The sequence below is a fragment of the Steroidobacter sp. genome (genome assembly GCF_036402275.1).
Lineage (GTDB): Bacteria > Pseudomonadota > Gammaproteobacteria > Steroidobacterales > Steroidobacteraceae > Steroidobacter.
In genome coordinates this window covers 1-15613 of the sequence record NZ_DASWTF010000036.1, presented here as the reverse complement: position 1 = coordinate 15613, position 15613 = coordinate 1, and the positions used below count along the sequence as shown (strand labels likewise).

The 15613-nt window shown below is 61.5% G+C and carries 13 protein-coding genes and 1 pseudogene; 9 read left to right on the top strand and 5 right to left on the bottom strand.

Going from position 1 to position 15613, the window contains the following annotated elements:
- Window positions 1–198 precede the first annotated feature (198 nt).
- The 4 genes from VGD45_RS19545 to VGD45_RS19530 all read right to left on the bottom strand — a co-directional run bounded on the left by VGD45_RS19545 (window position 199) and on the right by VGD45_RS19530 (window position 5521).
- The gene (locus tag VGD45_RS19545) at window positions 199–1368 is read right to left on the bottom strand and encodes an ABC transporter permease (RefSeq protein ID WP_331157025.1); all 1170 of its coding nucleotides are present in this window, start codon (window positions 1366–1368) and stop codon (window positions 199–201) included.
- A 3-nt stretch (window positions 1369–1371) separates the two neighbouring features.
- A complete protein-coding gene (locus tag VGD45_RS19540) occupies window positions 1372–2517 on the bottom strand; it encodes an ABC transporter permease (protein WP_331157024.1) in 1146 nt (381 codons plus the stop codon).
- Window positions 2518–2639: 122 nt separating this feature from the next.
- Window positions 2640–3956 (bottom strand): alpha/beta hydrolase, encoded by a 1317-nt coding sequence (locus tag VGD45_RS19535; RefSeq protein WP_331157023.1) that lies wholly within the window; start codon window positions 3954–3956, stop codon window positions 2640–2642.
- A 137-nt stretch (window positions 3957–4093) separates the two neighbouring features.
- Window positions 4094–5521, bottom strand: coding sequence for an aldehyde dehydrogenase family protein (locus VGD45_RS19530; RefSeq protein ID WP_331157022.1), 1428 nt, complete (start codon window positions 5519–5521; stop codon window positions 4094–4096).
- 304 nt (window positions 5522–5825) lie between these two features.
- On the opposite strand from VGD45_RS19530, the gene VGD45_RS19525 reads away from it, so the two are divergent.
- From VGD45_RS19525 to VGD45_RS19515, 3 genes are read left to right on the top strand one after another with little or no spacing between them, the layout of a single operon-like run.
- Window positions 5826–6764 carry a 2-dehydro-3-deoxygalactonokinase gene (locus tag VGD45_RS19525; protein ID WP_331157021.1) on the top strand — a complete coding sequence of 313 codons (939 nt, stop codon included), beginning with the start codon at window positions 5826–5828 and terminating at the stop codon, window positions 6762–6764.
- A 5-nt stretch (window positions 6765–6769) separates the two neighbouring features.
- Entirely contained in the window at window positions 6770–7399 is a 630-nt protein-coding gene (locus VGD45_RS19520; RefSeq protein WP_331157020.1) for a 2-dehydro-3-deoxy-6-phosphogalactonate aldolase, read from the top strand.
- 53 nt (window positions 7400–7452) lie between these two features.
- Window positions 7453–8232 (top strand): FadR/GntR family transcriptional regulator, encoded by a 780-nt coding sequence (locus VGD45_RS19515; protein WP_331157019.1) that lies wholly within the window; start codon window positions 7453–7455, stop codon window positions 8230–8232.
- Window positions 8233–8235: 3 nt separating this feature from the next.
- Here VGD45_RS19515 and VGD45_RS19510 read toward each other — a convergent pair whose 3' ends face one another.
- The gene (locus VGD45_RS19510) at window positions 8236–10596 is read right to left on the bottom strand and encodes a DNA polymerase II (protein ID WP_331157018.1); all 2361 of its coding nucleotides are present in this window, start codon (window positions 10594–10596) and stop codon (window positions 8236–8238) included.
- A 171-nt stretch (window positions 10597–10767) separates the two neighbouring features.
- Here VGD45_RS19510 and VGD45_RS19505 point away from each other — a divergent pair, with 171 nt between their 5' ends.
- The 6 genes and pseudogenes from VGD45_RS19505 to VGD45_RS34150 all read left to right on the top strand — a co-directional run.
- Window positions 10768–11694: a helix-turn-helix domain-containing GNAT family N-acetyltransferase gene (locus VGD45_RS19505; RefSeq protein ID WP_331157017.1), complete on the top strand. Its 927-nt coding sequence runs from the start codon at window positions 10768–10770 to the stop codon at window positions 11692–11694.
- 77 nt (window positions 11695–11771) lie between these two features.
- Window positions 11772–12167 (top strand): DUF3175 domain-containing protein, encoded by a 396-nt coding sequence (locus VGD45_RS19500; protein WP_331157016.1) that lies wholly within the window; start codon window positions 11772–11774, stop codon window positions 12165–12167.
- Window positions 12168–12256: 89 nt separating this feature from the next.
- Entirely contained in the window at window positions 12257–14446 is a 2190-nt protein-coding gene (gene glgX, locus VGD45_RS19495; protein WP_331157015.1) for a glycogen debranching protein GlgX, read from the top strand.
- 73 nt (window positions 14447–14519) lie between these two features.
- Window positions 14520–14873, top strand: coding sequence for a RidA family protein (locus tag VGD45_RS19490; protein WP_331157014.1), 354 nt, complete (start codon window positions 14520–14522; stop codon window positions 14871–14873).
- A gap of 377 nt (window positions 14874–15250) precedes the next feature.
- Window positions 15251–15478, top strand: a complete 228-nt coding sequence (locus tag VGD45_RS19485; RefSeq protein ID WP_331157013.1) for a FecR domain-containing protein — start codon at window positions 15251–15253, stop codon at window positions 15476–15478.
- 47 nt (window positions 15479–15525) lie between these two features.
- Window positions 15526–15613: pseudogene (locus VGD45_RS34150) on the top strand (DUF1153 domain-containing protein); the annotation flags it as partial.

Genomic DNA, 15613 nt, shown 5'->3' with positions numbered 1-15613 from the left:
TTAGTTCGGGTCGTGGACTGCCAAGTGGGGCGAAGGCTGGCAAGACACATCGCCGATTGACTACCTCAAAATCAATCTGGTCCACACCGAGCGAAGCGAAACCATGGCGCTTGCGTTGCTGCAACGATTTGTTTGCGAAAGCGCGCCTGTCGAGGACATCGACGCACTGGTCGCATCGTTAGATACCGGCTAACCGGCCTAGGTCGCGCGCAATGCCGTTGTCACCGGCAGGCGCGCCGCTTTCAACGCCGGCAGCAAGCCACCAACGATGCCCATGCCGAGCGCCCAGGCGATGCCGAGCCCAGCAATCGGCGCCGTGACCGCAAGCTGAAAGCTGAAGCCAAATGGACTCGCGGTGAACCCGTTGAAGAATAGCCAGGCAAGCGCCACCCCGATGAGTGCGCCGGGTAGTGCCAGCAGCGTGGACTCGGCCAGGATGGATATGATGATGGGCCCCGGCGTGAAGCCCAGGGCGCACAGGGTCGCAAGCTCGCGCCGCCGGCTGTCGACGATTGCGTAGAGGGAATTCGCAGCCCCGATCGTCGCCGCCAGGGCCATGATGGCGCCGATGAAGTAAGTGACGAAGTTGAGCATCCCGTTGAACCGCTTCATGCTCTGCTCTGCCACTTCGGCTTCGCGTTTGGCTTCGACCCGAATGGTCGGATTTGCTTTGAGGGCGTCGGTGAGCTGGGTGAATGCATCGGCAGACTGCAACAACACCGTGACCTGGTTGTAAGTGTTCAACCGAAATGCAGACAGAATGGTTTCGGCATCCGCGAAGACCACACAGGTCCCCTCGCCCTCACCCAAATTGAAATTCCCCACGACCACCCACTCGGCGCCTCGCATGACTCGCTTGTCGCCCACGGCGAAGTTCGATAACTGACGAGCACATTTGTTGCTGGCGATGAGCTCGTGGAGTCCTGGCTGGAACATGCGCCCGGCTGTCAGATGCAACTCTGGTTGAATGCCGGCAAGTCCCGCAGTCACACCAATGATCGCAAAGCCCATTGGGTCGCCCGTCCCCTTCTTACGCGCCTGCGTGAAGAGAAATGCCTGTGCCGCAGCCATCGGCCTGCCTTCCTCGTTTCGACGAATACCCGGCAGGTCATAGATCAACGGCAGCATCTCCTTCCCGATGCTGCTCTGGAGTGCGCCCTGGGCGCCGGTGCTCATCAGAACGATGCGATCAGATCGCACATTCCCCATCGCCTCTCGCCTCGACCCGACGCCCATCGCCAACATCGACACGAGCACCCCGACCGCGCAAGCAACCCCAATCACAATGGTGAGCACCAACCCGAGGCGTTGGGGAATGGCGGCCAGATTCATGCGCAGCAGCGCCGAAAACTGTCTGGTGAACTTCATGACTTATCGACCCGCCAGTGCATCGACGATTGCGAGTTTCGATGCCCGGAACGCGGGCACGGACGCGCTGAACAAAGCGACCAGTACTGCGCCTATCACACCGACTTCGATCACGACCATCGGCATCGACAGCCCCGGCACGAACTTCGCCGCATATGGAAATGCGACCATCGCCAGCCCGAGCCCCATGATTGCTCCGGCGATGCACGCCACGACTGCTTCGCCCAGGAGCAAGAGGAAAACGGTCCGATCCGAGAAGCCCAACGTCTTGAGGACGGCCAATTCGGAGGTTCGTTCCCGAGTCGTTTGCATCATCATGGTCGCCAGTGAAAACAGCAGCGCCACGAGCACGGCGCTCACGATGGAGCGGATCGCAAAATCCAGATCCCCGATCGACTGCATCTCCTGTTGCGCCAGCTCCTTGAACGATGCCGTTCTCGTCTCGTTGGGCGAATTCGCGAAGGCATTGTCGATGGCTTCGGTGACTGCCGCCGCCTGCGTCGGATCGGCGGCGACGGCGTAGTAGTTGCGCACCGTGCCCTTGTTGAGCGCCCGTGCTTCATCCAGATAGGAATAGTTCGCCACGATGTAGCCGCCCTGGCTGAGTTCGCGAGCAGTGAACGTCCCCACGATGTCGAAGACCCAGCTCCCAGACCCGTTGGTCTGCAGAGTGGTCGACGTGAGGGGGATCCGGTCCCCAATACGCCATCCATACTTCTTGGCGATATCGTCGTTGATCAGCACGCCCGTTCGAGTTCTTCGCAGAGCTTCGAGATCCTTCAGGTCCACCTGGAAGATCTCCGGGATCAGGGTCAACCACACCTCGTTGCTTTCGATCGCCAGCACGTACACGGGCTGCGTGGGCTTCTGATAAGTCCCGAGGAAGCCGTCGGCGAATGCGACTGTCTTCACGCCAGGGACCGACTTGAGGCGCTCGAGATCGGCTCGGCGCAGAGGCGCTCCGCCGAACGCAGCTGGCGCCACGAAGAGCACATCGGCGCGCGCCCCGGCGATGGCCTCATCCACGCCCGTTTTCATTCCCTGCAGGACCCCGAACAAGGCGAACGCCACGATCACTTGCATGAGCGTGAGAATGGTTCGTCCGGGCTTGCGCCAGATGCCTGACCAAATGAGCGGCAGAAATTTCATGCAGCGGTCCGGGTGCAGTCCCTTTTTCCCGCTTTGATGCACGAATGCCCCGAAAAGGTTGCATCTACCGCAATGCAGGCGGCGCCACTGCGCCGCTTTCGTTCGTTAGCTCGATTCGCGAGCTACTCCCCTTCGGGCCGAACAGGAACAGGAGTGGCGCACGAGCGCGCCTCCTGCGCAGCGACGAAGTAATAGAGGAAATCGGCAAACGTTTGTTCCCAGATGCCGTTGTGACCTCGCACGATGGCGTCGTCCACCGCGACATTCAGATACGGCGAAAATCTCCCGACACTCTGCTCCTGCTCCGGCGTGCGACGAAGAACCAATTCGCCGACATGCCATTCATTCACGTCTCCTCGCGTGAAACCTTCCCAGGCACAAGCAGCCGCGCGCAATGAAATAGAGGAAGGTTCCACGACCCTGAGCGTGTGGGTCTGGAATGGCTCATAGTGCCCGACCGCCGTCACATTCTCCGCACGCTGGCGGGAGTCGCGGTGTTCGGAAAAAAGCGTGGCGATCTTGCGACCCAGCGGGAACGCCATCTCGGTCGCCTTGTCGCCCTGCGAAGTGAAGATGGCGAGCACGGGCTTCTGACCCGGGGCGAAGGCCACTTGAGATTTCCGATGGATGGACTCGAAGCGAGCCGCTTCGAACGCCGGGTTCACCAGAACGATCAAGTTGGCAACGTCGCGGCTGATCGGTTCGCCCGGCGTCAACGGCATGCCGCGAAGGAGCGCCTGGCTGAGCGCCGTGTAGACGAGCGCCCCGCCAAAGCTGTGCCCGGTGATGACGAGACGGTTTGCACCTTCATGGTTTCGCGCCCGCTTCTGCCGCGACAGCCGTGACAGCTCGGCGAGCAACTCGGAACCTCCGTCCATGCCCACTCGATGTGCGCGACCTTTGCGGGCCCAGAATGTCAGGGATTTGAACGGCTCGAGGGAGTTCGAAAGCCCCCGCCAACCCATGTAGATACCCACCACCTGCCGGTCTCGGCAATGAGCCGCATTCGTGCAGGCAGCGGCATCAGCTGCAGCCAGCTTGCGCAATAGCGACTGGAAGCTTTCGACGTTGGTATCGCCTGCAGCCGCATTGTGCTTCCAGCCATGCGCAAAGACGACGAGGAGCAGAGGATGATCGTTTGCCAGTGACTCGAGCTCCTCGATCAACAGCTTCTTGCTCTGTGGCTCGCGGGGATACCCCTGATCGTCGAACTCCACATAGCTCATCAGCGCGGGTTTTCGAACCACCGGATCGGTGGCGAGCACGTGCAGAATGTCGCCAGGACAATCCTCGGAACTGCTTGCGGTGCAGAGCGCAGCCGTATCGAAGCGAGTTCGATAGGTTTTTCCTGAAACACAACCGACTAACGCCAGCAACACCGCCGAGGCGAGGACAATGCCAGTGCCCGTGAGAAACCAGCGACCCCTGTTGCTACGCATGCAATCTCCCTGGTTCGGCCGTCGACTTTGCTTCCGGCAAAGACCGCCGCAGGATGCATTTGGAACTGGGCGTATATTCTCTTACTCAGGGTACCCGCGCACTCGGACGGAAGGCCACAGGGTCGATCGACGTCGAGTCAGGTGAAGTAACCCATCACCGCCTTGGTCTCTAGAAACTCCTTGAACCCCTCACGCCCCCACTCGCGACCGTTGCCCGACTGTTTGTATCCGCCGAACGGCGCGAACATGTCGCGAGCGGCGCCGTTCACGTGAATCATCCCCGTGCGCAGCTTCGACGCCACGCGACGTGCGTTCTCGATGTTGCCCGAGTGCACGTGACCTGAGAGGCCATAGATGGAGTCATTGGCGATGCGGATCGCATCCGCTTCGTCCTTGTACGGAATTAGCACCATCACGGGCCCGAAGATCTCTTCGCGCGCAATGGTCATCTCATTATTCACGCCCGCGAAGATGGTGGGCTTGACGAAATAGCCCTTGTCGATGCCATCAGGCCGACCGATGCCGCCGATGACCACCTTCGCGCCCTCTTCGATGCCCTTGGCGATCAGCGCTTGCACGCGCTCGAACTGAAGTTTGTTGGCAAGCGGCCCCGTGGTCACACCAGGCGCTTTTGGATCGCCCACGACCAGTTGCTGTGCAGTCTTCCGCGCCACTTCGACGGCTTCGTCATACCGCTTTGCCGGCACCAGCATCCGCGAGGGTGCGTTACAGGACTGACCACTGTTGGTCATCATCCAGTTCACGCCATGCGCCACCGAGGCCGCAAGGTCGGCATCTTCCAGAATGATGTTCGCCGATTTACCGCCGAGCTCTTGCGACACACGCTTGACCGTGTCTGCCGCCGCCTTGGCGACGAGCACACCAGCGCGAGTCGAGCCCGTAAACGACACCATGTCGATGTCAGGATGGCGCGAGATCGGCTCGCCCACGCCCGGACCATCGCCATCCACCAGATTGAACACGCCCTTGGGCACGCCAGCTTCGGCCAGAATCTCGGCGAAAATATGCGCAGTCACCGGGGCCACTTCACTCGGCTTCAACACCACGGTGCAACCGACCGCGAGCGCAGGCGCTACTTTGCAGCTGATCTGATTCAGGGGCCAGTTCCAAGGTGTGATCAAGCCACACACGCCGATGGGCTCACGCAGGATCTGCGTCGTGCCGAGGCGCTCCTCGAATTCGAAGTCCTTGAGAATGGTGAGTGCCGTCGATAAGTGACGAAAGCCGCTTCCGGCCTGCGCCTGCACGGCCAGCTGCATCGGCGCGCCCATCTCGTCCGATACCGCCTTCGCGAGCCGTTCGATGTTCGCCTCGTACACTTTGAGGATGCGCTCGAACAGCGCGATACGCTCTTCCCGGGTAGTTTGCGAGTAGGTTTCGAAGGCGGCGCGAGCAGCGCGGACCGCGGCATCGACATCTTCGGCGGTGCCCAACAGAATCTTTCCGACCGGCTCTTCGGTCGCCGGATTGATGACCAGCGATTCCTTGCGCCCGGCCGGAGTCACCCATTCGCCATCGATGAAGAAGCGCCTGCAGTCGTACATGAAACCCTCGAAGAAGAGCACTCACCTGCGGCATCGCGGTGAGATTGTGAGGATTCAAGTACAGCACAGGGCCGTCGCCAGCCCTGATGACATCGGCGCTCCGAGCGTTGCGATTGGGACACCGGTCGCTCGCTTAGAACTTCAGGGGTGACCAAGCGAGGCGCCCCAGAGCAGCGCCCGCGCAAAACCTGCTTTCCCTTGCATGGCATCCCTGTCGAAGCGTTGGATCACGCTAAAATTTTCCAGCTTGGGCTTTACGACGAAGCTTATTAATCATATAAAAGGCCATCATGGAATCCCGTGCATGACCGACACTGCTACCCACATCGCCGGCGACTGGGGCACGACCCATCTGCGGCTGCATTTGTGCCGCGGCGCCACCGTGCTCGACAAGGTCGATGGCGCCGGCATCGGCGCGTTGACCACGAGCCCCGAAACCACCTTGTTCGACGCCATCGCGCCCTGGACGCGCGAGCGAGGCGCACTCCCCATCTGGCTGGCCGGCATGGTGGGGTCGCGCAACGGCTGGCGCGAAGTGCCCTACGCCTCTTGCCCCGCCGGGGCGACCGAGCTTCGCAACTCCATGTTGCGATTCAGCGCTCGGGGCCACGATATCGCGATCGGCGCGGGCGTCGCCTGCACGAATCCCCAAGGCGCGCCCGATGTGATGCGCGGTGAGGAAACACAGATCCTGGGCGCAATCGCCGCGCATCCCCAGCTCGGGCGCGGACGGAACATCATCGCCCTGCCCGGCACGCACACCAAATGGGCGCTAGTCCAGGACGGCAAATTACAGTCGTTCCAGACCAGCTTGTCAGGCGAGTTGTACGCCCTGCTTCGGGATCGCAGCACGTTGCTCAAAGCTTCCTCTGCCGCCGAAACGAACGACGATGCCGAACGCCGCGGGTTCGATGCGGGATTGCAACGTAGCCGCGAGTTGCGCACCGTACCCCTCAGTCACTTGTTGTTCGAAGTGCGCTCCCGCCAGCTGATCCAGGGCATGACGCACGCCGAAGCGTCCGCCTTTCTATCCGGCCTCATCATCGGCCAGGACGTACTGGGCGCATTGCCCCTGTTCGATGGAACGTTGCGCACCGTCTCGGCCGTGCCGATCATTGGGGCGCCCAAGCTCGCGGCGTTCTACAGCACCGCCCTGTCCGCCCACGGCATCAAGTCCCTGCCGCTGGATGCGACGGAGCTGACTGTCGCGGGTCTCAACGCCCTTGCCCATTCTGCGGAGTAGCTCTCGTGCCCTCGGTCATTGATCTGCCTCCTCTGGTCGCCATCCTGCGTGGCATCCGCCCCGATGAAATCCTGGATGTCGCGGCGGCTCTGGTCGACGCCGGCATTCGCGGCATCGAAGTGCCGCTGAACTCCCCCGAGCCTTTGGTGAGCATCCGCCGCTTGACCGAACGCTATGGCGAGCAGTGCCTGTGCGGTGCTGGAACGGTGTTGAAGCCGGCTCAAGTCGACGCCGTGGCCCAGGCCGGTGGCAAGCTGATCGTCACGCCGAACGTCAGTCAGGCCGTCATCGCCCGAGCTGCCGAGCTTGGCCTGGTCTCCATGCCGGGATTCGCGACCGCCACCGAAGCTTTCGAGGCGATCGATGCCGGGGCGACGGCGCTGAAGCTGTTCCCCGCCTCCACCTATGGCGTGCAGCATCTGAAAGCGCTGCGGGCCGTGCTGCCACCGATTAAAGTATTCGCGGTCGGCGGCGTCGGCGCCAAGACGCTGACCGAATGGACGGAGGCTGGCATCGATGGCGTCGGATTCGCCTCCGACATCTATGCGCCAGGCCGGGCCGCCGCCGATGTCGGCGCACGCGCCGCGGCGATCGTCAGCGCGTGGCGCCAGGCGCGAGGCTCCGCCAACGCCTGAGCGTGTTATGTTGCTCTCTAGTGTCACAGGCTCAATGTTTTCAGCCAGGCAGCATGCGCAAACCTAGCGGACAAAACCTGACCTACGCCATCGTCGAAGAGCTGGGGCACGCCGTCGTGACCCAAGCCTATGGCGATGCTGTGCCCTTCCCCATCGAAGCCGAGCTCTGCAAACAGTTCGGCGCGAGCCGCACAGTGTTGCGGGAAGCGGTGAAGATGCTCACCGCCAAGGGCCTGCTCAGCGCACGGCCGCGGCAGGGCACCTGGGTTGAGCCTGAGAAGAACTGGAACCTGCTCGACCCGGACGTTCTGCGCTGGCTGCTGGAAAGAAAGTTCTCCCTGGAACTGCTCGCCGAGTTCACCGAAGTGCGTTTCGCCATCGAGCCGTCGGCCGCCGCGCTCGCCGCACGTAGCGCCACACCCGAGGGCCTGGCCCGCATTCATCGCGCCATCGAGCGAATGAAGCTCGCGGCCCAAGGTGAAGACGATCCGCTCGAATCCGACATCGCATTTCACGTGGCCGTGTTGCACGCCACCGGCAATCGCTTCTACGCGCAACTCGAAGATGTCATCAACGCAGCCCTGCGCATTTCCATTCGCCTCACCAACTCGGTGAAGGGCGTGCCGCAGGCCGACGTGGGCCTTCACAAAAAGGTGTTGGACGCGATCGAAGCCGGCGATGCGAACAAAGCGCGCACGATCATGGAAAACATCATCAGCGAAGTGCTCGAGCTCATCGAGACCGCGCGGCGCAAGAACAAGGCCGCTGCCCATGCCAGCGCGCCTCGCGCGGCCTCTGGCGCTCGAAACGGCGCGCGCCGACGAGCCACCTGAAGATCAGCGCACGTCCAATAGCGAGTACAGGTCCATCTGGCGGCTGTCGCCGATGACCTGCTCGAAATCCAAGCCCAGGGTTGCGAGCACCGGCTCCGCCACCGGCTTGATCTGCTTGATGACGTAGTGCTCACGATCCAGCGGATGCTGGATGTTATCGATCGGCTCGGGTCCCGCGGTAGTAATGACGTAGCTGATCAGCCTGCCGAGCGGCTGCGTCGATTTGCGGGCTGCGACCACATGCGGCGGCGTGGTGGCCGTGTACTCCTCGGTGTCTTTCCGCAGGTTCTTTTTGTAGACGAGCGCCTCATCCAGCTTGCCCTCGCGCACCTTGCCGACGATGTCGGCGAGATACACGTCGACAGGCTGATCGGTGAACAGGCGGTGATACAACTCGCGCTGAACCTGTTTGGCGAGCGCCGTCCAATCCCGTCGCACGACCTCCATTCCCACGAACTGCACGCCATCGATGTCATTGGCGTTGAGCAGGCCCGCGTAGCGCTTGCTCGCGCCTCTCGTGCTACCTCGCGCGCGCGGCAGGAAGAGTCGCAGGTACAGCTTTTCGAACTTGAGCTCGAGCTTGCTGGTGACGCGCCATTCCTCCCCGATGTATCGGGCGATGTCCTGATTGAGCTTGGCCGCGAGTTCCTTGCCCTGCGCTCGCGCCTGCTCCGAGTCCGGCATGCCAGAGCGAACGAACAAGCTGTCGGTGTCGCCGTAGAGCACGGTGTAGCCCGCGTTCTCGAACCACTGTTTCGACCACAGCAGGATTTCGCGGCCCGTGCCCGTGATCGAATTCGCAAGCGCCGGGTTGTAGAAGCGGCACGCCGGCGTGCCGAGCACGCCGTAGCAGGAGTTCATCAGGATCTTGATGGCGTTCGAGGCGACCTCATCGCCGTTCTTCTTTGCGACATCGCGCCGTGGGAACAACTCATCGAGCAGTCGGGGCAGAATCGCCGGCTCTCTGCGAAATGCGCCGCCGGGCGTTTCGATCAGATCGTCTTCCGGCGCAGGCCGCGCCACAAACGACAGCGGATCGATGTTGAACGTGCGGATGATGCTCGGATACAGGCTCTTGAAGTCGAACACCCAGACGTTCTTGTGCAGCCCCGTGAGTGGCTCAAGCACGTGACCGCCCTGCTGCGCCTCGTAGACGCGCGAGTCACTGGAGCGCACCGTGGGCGCGACGATGCCGCGTTTCTCAAGCTCCGATAGATACAGGAAGTCGAACGAGGCGATGCTGGCAGCGACCCGATCCGGCGTCATGCCAGTGAGCTGACTGCGCGCCACCGCGAGTTGAATCACATTGAGCTTGGCGACGATCTCGAACGCGAGCCGCGCGTCGGTGCGGGCGTACAAGGCGAACGCCGGCAGATCGTTGCGATAGTTGTGGAGGATCTCCGCCAGACGGTCGCGGACATCGCCGTGGACGGCCTTGCCCTCGCCCAGGACTTCACGCGCCACGGCGTCGAGGGAGTAATCCTCCATGCGCACGAAGGCGCCACGGAGCAGGTCGATGCCATCCATGACGAGGCGACCGGGAATGCTTGCCTGCCCGCTGCCGAAATAGCCTTCGGCCTTACGAATGCGGATCGCGCCCGTATCGCGCCCCACGTTGAACGGATGACGCAGCCGCTGAGCAAGTCGCTGCAGCACCGTGAAATCGAAATCGACGATGTTCCAACCGGTGATGACGTCGGGATCGAGCCGCTGCACACGCTCGCAAAAGGCATTGAGCGCCGAATATTCATCGAGGCAGCGCGTCGCCTTCTCCGGCATCGGCCGGTCGCTGCCATCGACGATCAGCACTTCGTCGATCTCGTTCGAGTACATGGAGATTGCGAGCAACCGCTCAGCCTTGGCATCGGTCTCGATGTCGAAGGACAGCACGCGCGGCTCGATCCGCACGTCGGCCGGCCTCAGCACCGGATTGTCGAAGATCCAAGTGATGGCCTCGCCCGCTTTCGCCTCACCCTCGATCTCGCAGCCCCCTTTGATGCCGCGCTCGATCAGGTATCGGATCGCGAATCGCACGTCAGCTTCGTAAGTATCGATGCCCACGTCGTGCAAACGATCGCGCAAGGGCGGCACGTCGGTCGGCGTTTCCATGGCGAAGCGCGACACCAGCTCGCCATCGAACGTTCGCTTCTCCAGTGGTGTCGGCTGCTGCGAAGTCAGCAGGCTCGCACGCTCCACATCGCTCGTGCGGATATAGAAATGCGGATGCTGCCTGTTATCGCGGACCAGAAAGGTGCCGCCATCCTCCAGCCGGCCATAGATATGTATGACAGGGATACGCGTTCCGGCCGGGCCGGAGGCGATACGATAACTGGCTTGGAGAATGAATCCGCGGAGCTTGGGCACGGGTGAATTGTGCGCTAAGTGGAGCGTCGCCGCGAGCGTTACGAACGGCTGATTGCACGCTCACGCCGCGCCCGACCAAAACCTGCCAGAAGCGGGTCGAAGGTCGATACTTGACAGCGTCAAGTAATTGCGCGATGGTCTGCAGACCCAAGGAAGTCACGCCGTCCGTCTATGAGCGCAGCGATCGATTCCATCATTGCCGACGTTCGCCAGTTCAACCGCTTCTACACCAAGACCATCGGCGTGCTCGGCGAGGGAATGCTCGGCTGCGGCTACTCGCTGAGCGAAGTTCGGGTGCTGTACGAAATCGCAAACGGCGAGAACGTCATGGCGGCGGACCTCGTGCGAAACCTGGGGATGGATTTCGGCTACGTCAGCCGAATCCTCGCGCTGTTCGAGAAGCGCGGTTTCTTGAAACGTCAGCGCTCGGAAAGCGACGCACGCAAGTCCCTGCTCACACTGACAACCAAAGGCCGCAAAGCCTTCGAGGCACTGAATCAGCAAGCGCGAGATGAAGTGGCCAAGCTGCTCGAGCCACTTCCCTCTCATCAACAGCTGCAGCTGCAATCCAACCTGCGCCAGGTGCAGTCCCTACTCGACCCGGTTACGAGGAGCACCACCGTGAAGCTACGAACTCATCGCGCAGGCGACATGGGTTGGATCATTCAGCGCCACGGCGCCGTCTACGAAAAGGAATATGGCTTCAACGCCGAATTCGAAGCCCTCGTCGCGGAAATTTGCGCGAAGTTTCTGCGGGAGCTCGATGCGACCAAAGAGCGCTGCTGGATCGCCGAGCTCGGCGATGCGCCCGTCGGCACCATCATGCTGGTTCGCGGCTCCGACGGCGTCGCGAAGCTGCGCTTGCTGCTGGTCGAAGACAGCGCCCGCGGCCTCGGCGTCGGCCGGATGCTCGTGCAGGCGTGCATCGATTTTGCGCGTGAGGCTGGATACAAGGGCATCACGCTCTGGACCCAGAGCAACCTGCTCGCCGCCCGCAAGCTCTATCAATCGGCGGGCTTCAAGCTCGAACACAGCGAACCGCACGTGAGCTTCGGTCAATCGCTGGTTGCCGAAACCTGGACCTTGTCACTCACATAGCCCGACCGCTCGCTCTCGGGAACGATGGCCTCGCTTGAGTCATTCAGTCAGCGACCTCTGACGTTACCGGAGCCAGCATGGCCACCGCTCGCAAGAAACGCTGGTCGCAACGGGTCACCGAAACCAGCGACGCGCTCACCTTGGAAAAAGGCGTGTTCACCCGCGGCAGTGCGCGCAGCATCGCAGCTTCGTTGAAACGCTCAGCCGAGCGCAGCCACAAGCGGAGGTCCAGTCCCTACCGGTCCGCGATGTCGATGCTGACGTTCTACGAGAATCGCGCCGGAAAAACATTACCCGCATCCAGCAAACGCAAGCTCGATGCCGCGAAGGACGAGCTGCGCAAGCTCTACGGCAAATCTTCCGCCAAGAAATCCTCGACATCGGCCCGCCGGAAATCATCCAAGGCTCCCCGCAGGACCACCACTCGCCGCGCCGGTCGCAAAACGACCCGAGCCAAAGCGAAGAAAAAGTAGCCGCCGTCCTCCACGCAATTTCGGGAACGATCCTACGCGCGGAGCGTTGCACCTGCGGTCTTCGTCTCTCCTCGATCGGGTGCCCCATCTTGAGCCGTAGCTTCGCATCGCAATTGCGTGAGGGCCTGCCCCATCCCAGAGGCGCCTTCTGGGACGGCCAAGGCACGAACTTTTCGCTGTTCTCCGCCCATGCCACCAAGGTCGAGTTGTGCCTGTTCGATAACGACGGCCAGACCGAGCTCGAGCGCATCGAGTTGCCCGAGTACACCGATGAGATCTGGCATGGCTATCTGGTCGATGTGGGACCGGGCACCGTCTATGGCTATCGCGTGCACGGCCCCTACGAGCCCGAGAATGGCCATCGCTTCAATCCGAACAAGCTGCTGATCGATCCCTACGCGCGCGAATTCGTCGGTCAGTTGCGCTGGGATCCTGCCCTGTTCGGTTACACCATCGGCGCTGAAGGTGATGATCTGACCTTCGATGAGCGCGACAGCGCGCCATTCATTCCGAAGTGCGTGGTGGCCGATTCGAACTTCGATTGGAAGCAGTCGGTCAGCCCGATCGTGCCCTGGGATCGCACGATCATCTACGAGACGCACGTGCGCGGCTACACCATGAAACATCCGGCGGTGCCCAAGGAACTGCGGGGCACCTTCTTGGGGCTCGCCATGCCCGAAGTGATCAAATACATCAAGTCACTCGGCGTTACATCCGTCGAACTGCTGCCGATCCACGCATTCGTCTACGACAGCCACCTGCTCGAGAAGGGGCTCACGAACTATTGGGGCTACAACTCCATCGGCTTCTTCGCGCCCGACCCTCGCTACCTGATCGATCCGCGACAGGGCGTGCAGGAATTCAAGGAGATGGTGGCGCGCTTTCACGACGCCGGCCTCGAAGTCATTCTCGATGTCGTCTACAACCACACGGCAGAAGGCAATGAGCGCGGCCCGACGCTGTGCTTCAAAGGCGTGGACAACGCTTCGTACTACCGTCTGCTGCCCGATCAGAAGCGCTACTACATCAACGACACCGGCACGGGCAACACGCTGAACCTGAGTCACCCGCGCGTGATTCAGATGGTCACCGACAGCCTGCGCTTCTGGGTGCTGGAAATGCACGTCGACGGTTTCCGTTTCGATCTGGGGACGATTCTCGCGCGCGAGCACAACGGCTTCGACACTCAAAGCGGCTTCTTGAAGGCCTGTTCGCAGGATCCGGTGCTCAGTCGCGTCAAGCTCATCGCCGAGCCCTGGGATTGCGGGCCAGGCGGCTACCAGGTCGGCGAGTTCCCGCCGGGCTGGGCGGAATGGAATGATCAGTATCGCGACACCGTTCGTGACTTCTGGCGAGGCGAGGCATCCGCCGCGAAGGTGTCGCCGCGTTTATACGGCTCGGCTGATATCTTCAATAAATATGGCCGGCGCCCCTACGCCAGCATCAATTTCATCACCGCTCACGATGGCTTCACGCTCAACGATCTCGTGAGCTACAACGAGCGGCACAACGAAGCCAATCAGGAAGACAACAAGGACGGCCACGAGCACAATCGCTCCTGGAACTGCGGGGCCGAGGGGCCGACCGACGACGAAGATGTGAACACCCTGCGCGGCCGGCAAATGCGCAACTTCCTCGCGACGCTGCTGCTCTCGCAAGGCACGCCCATGCTGCTTGCCGGCGATGAGTTCGCTCGCACACAGCAAGGCAACAACAACGCCTACTGTCAGGACAATGACATCAGCTGGATCGACTGGTCGCTCGCGGAGAAAAACGAGACGCTCGTGCGCTTCGTGCAGCAGATGACGGCGCTGCGCGCGAAGTTTCCGATTCTCAGGCGCAATCGGTTCCTGTCGGCGGAGGAAAATCCGCGCATCGGTCTGAAGGAAATCACCTGGATCAATGCCACGGGCAAGGAAATGGACGATGAGCACTGGGGCGATGAAGGCATGTTGTGTTTCGGCATGCTGCTCGATGGCCGCGCTCAGGCCACGGGCATTCGCCAGCGCGGGCAGGATGCAACGCTGCTGATCGTGCTCAATGCATTCCACGATCTGGTCGAGTTCACCCTCCCCGGCGACACACCCGAGGCGCGTTGGACGCTGTTGATCGACACCAACCTTCCCGATCTACCCACGGGGCGCAAAGCCATCTTCCTGCCCGGTGAAGCATACGGCGTGACCGGCCGCTCGTTACTCGTCTTCAGCCTGGATGCACAGTCCGAGTCGGCCCTCGATCGCGCGGTGAAGCCTGGCAACAATCTGGCGGCCCGAAAGTAAAGGTTGCCGCGCACAACGCGGCCGTGGAAACTACGCGACCTTCCACTCGAAGGGACCACCTTTAGGAAAGCCCATGAGCAAAATCGAACGCTACGATGTCGGCCCCCGCATGAGCGGCATCGTCGTCCACAACGGCACCGTGTACCTTTCCGGCTACGTCGCCGAAAACGCCGCCGGCCAATCGGTGGCCGCGCAGACTGCGGACATTCTTCAGCAGATCGATGAGGCGCTCGCCTCCGTCGGCACCGATAAGACTCGCCTGCTCCAAGCCACCATCTGGCTTGCGGACATGAGCACCTTCGCCGAAATGAATTCGGTGTGGGACAAGTGGGTCAGCCCGGGCAACACGCCGGTACGTGCGTGCGTCGAGGCGAAGCTTGCGCAGCCGAAGTGGACGGTGGAGATTCGGGTGATTGCTGCTCAGTAGATATTTTCGGGGCAGATACTTTCTGCACGCATGCGAACGCCGCGCTCTGCGCGGCGTTTTGCTTTCTATATGATTACTCAGTTATTCCCTGATTCGGTTGCCGACATCCTTCCGTGATCGGGTCCAAATTAACCACTCGCGTGGTCTAACTGGTGCAGCGCCTCAGGGAAACATTACAACAGGAGCGCATCGAGGCCACCGGCTAATCGCCGGAAGCAAGCTCCCACTCGATCCCGTTGTTCTCCGTTTTCGGAATGTCATTGATTGCGCGTATCTGATTCAGCAATCTCATGTCAGAAAACCCAATTGCGTGGCGACTCGGCTTGTGCGTGTTAATGAAGCTCCTTGCATGCGTCCGGCATCCTCGGAAGTCGGCAGTGATAACGATCGCAATCACCGTCGCTGTCGCGATCACTGTCACATGCGTATGGCACTGGCGCGGGACCTATACGACGGCGGCCGGCGAATGGCGGGTCGTCAGCCTGCACGATGGATCGGTCATCCGCCTCGGACCACGTACCGAAATCAAAGTGAGATATGACCGCGAGCAACGCCTTATCGAGCAGTTCTCGGGCGAAGCCACTTACGAGGTGGCGAAGGTGTAATGACCCACTGAATTCCTGCTCAGGTGTTAATCTACTTGGAGAGACACTTGAGCACATTGATGGACGACGAGATCAAACGCTGGACAGCTCGCCGCAAGAGCGCGCTGGTACTGGAGATCATTCAAGGCAAGACAA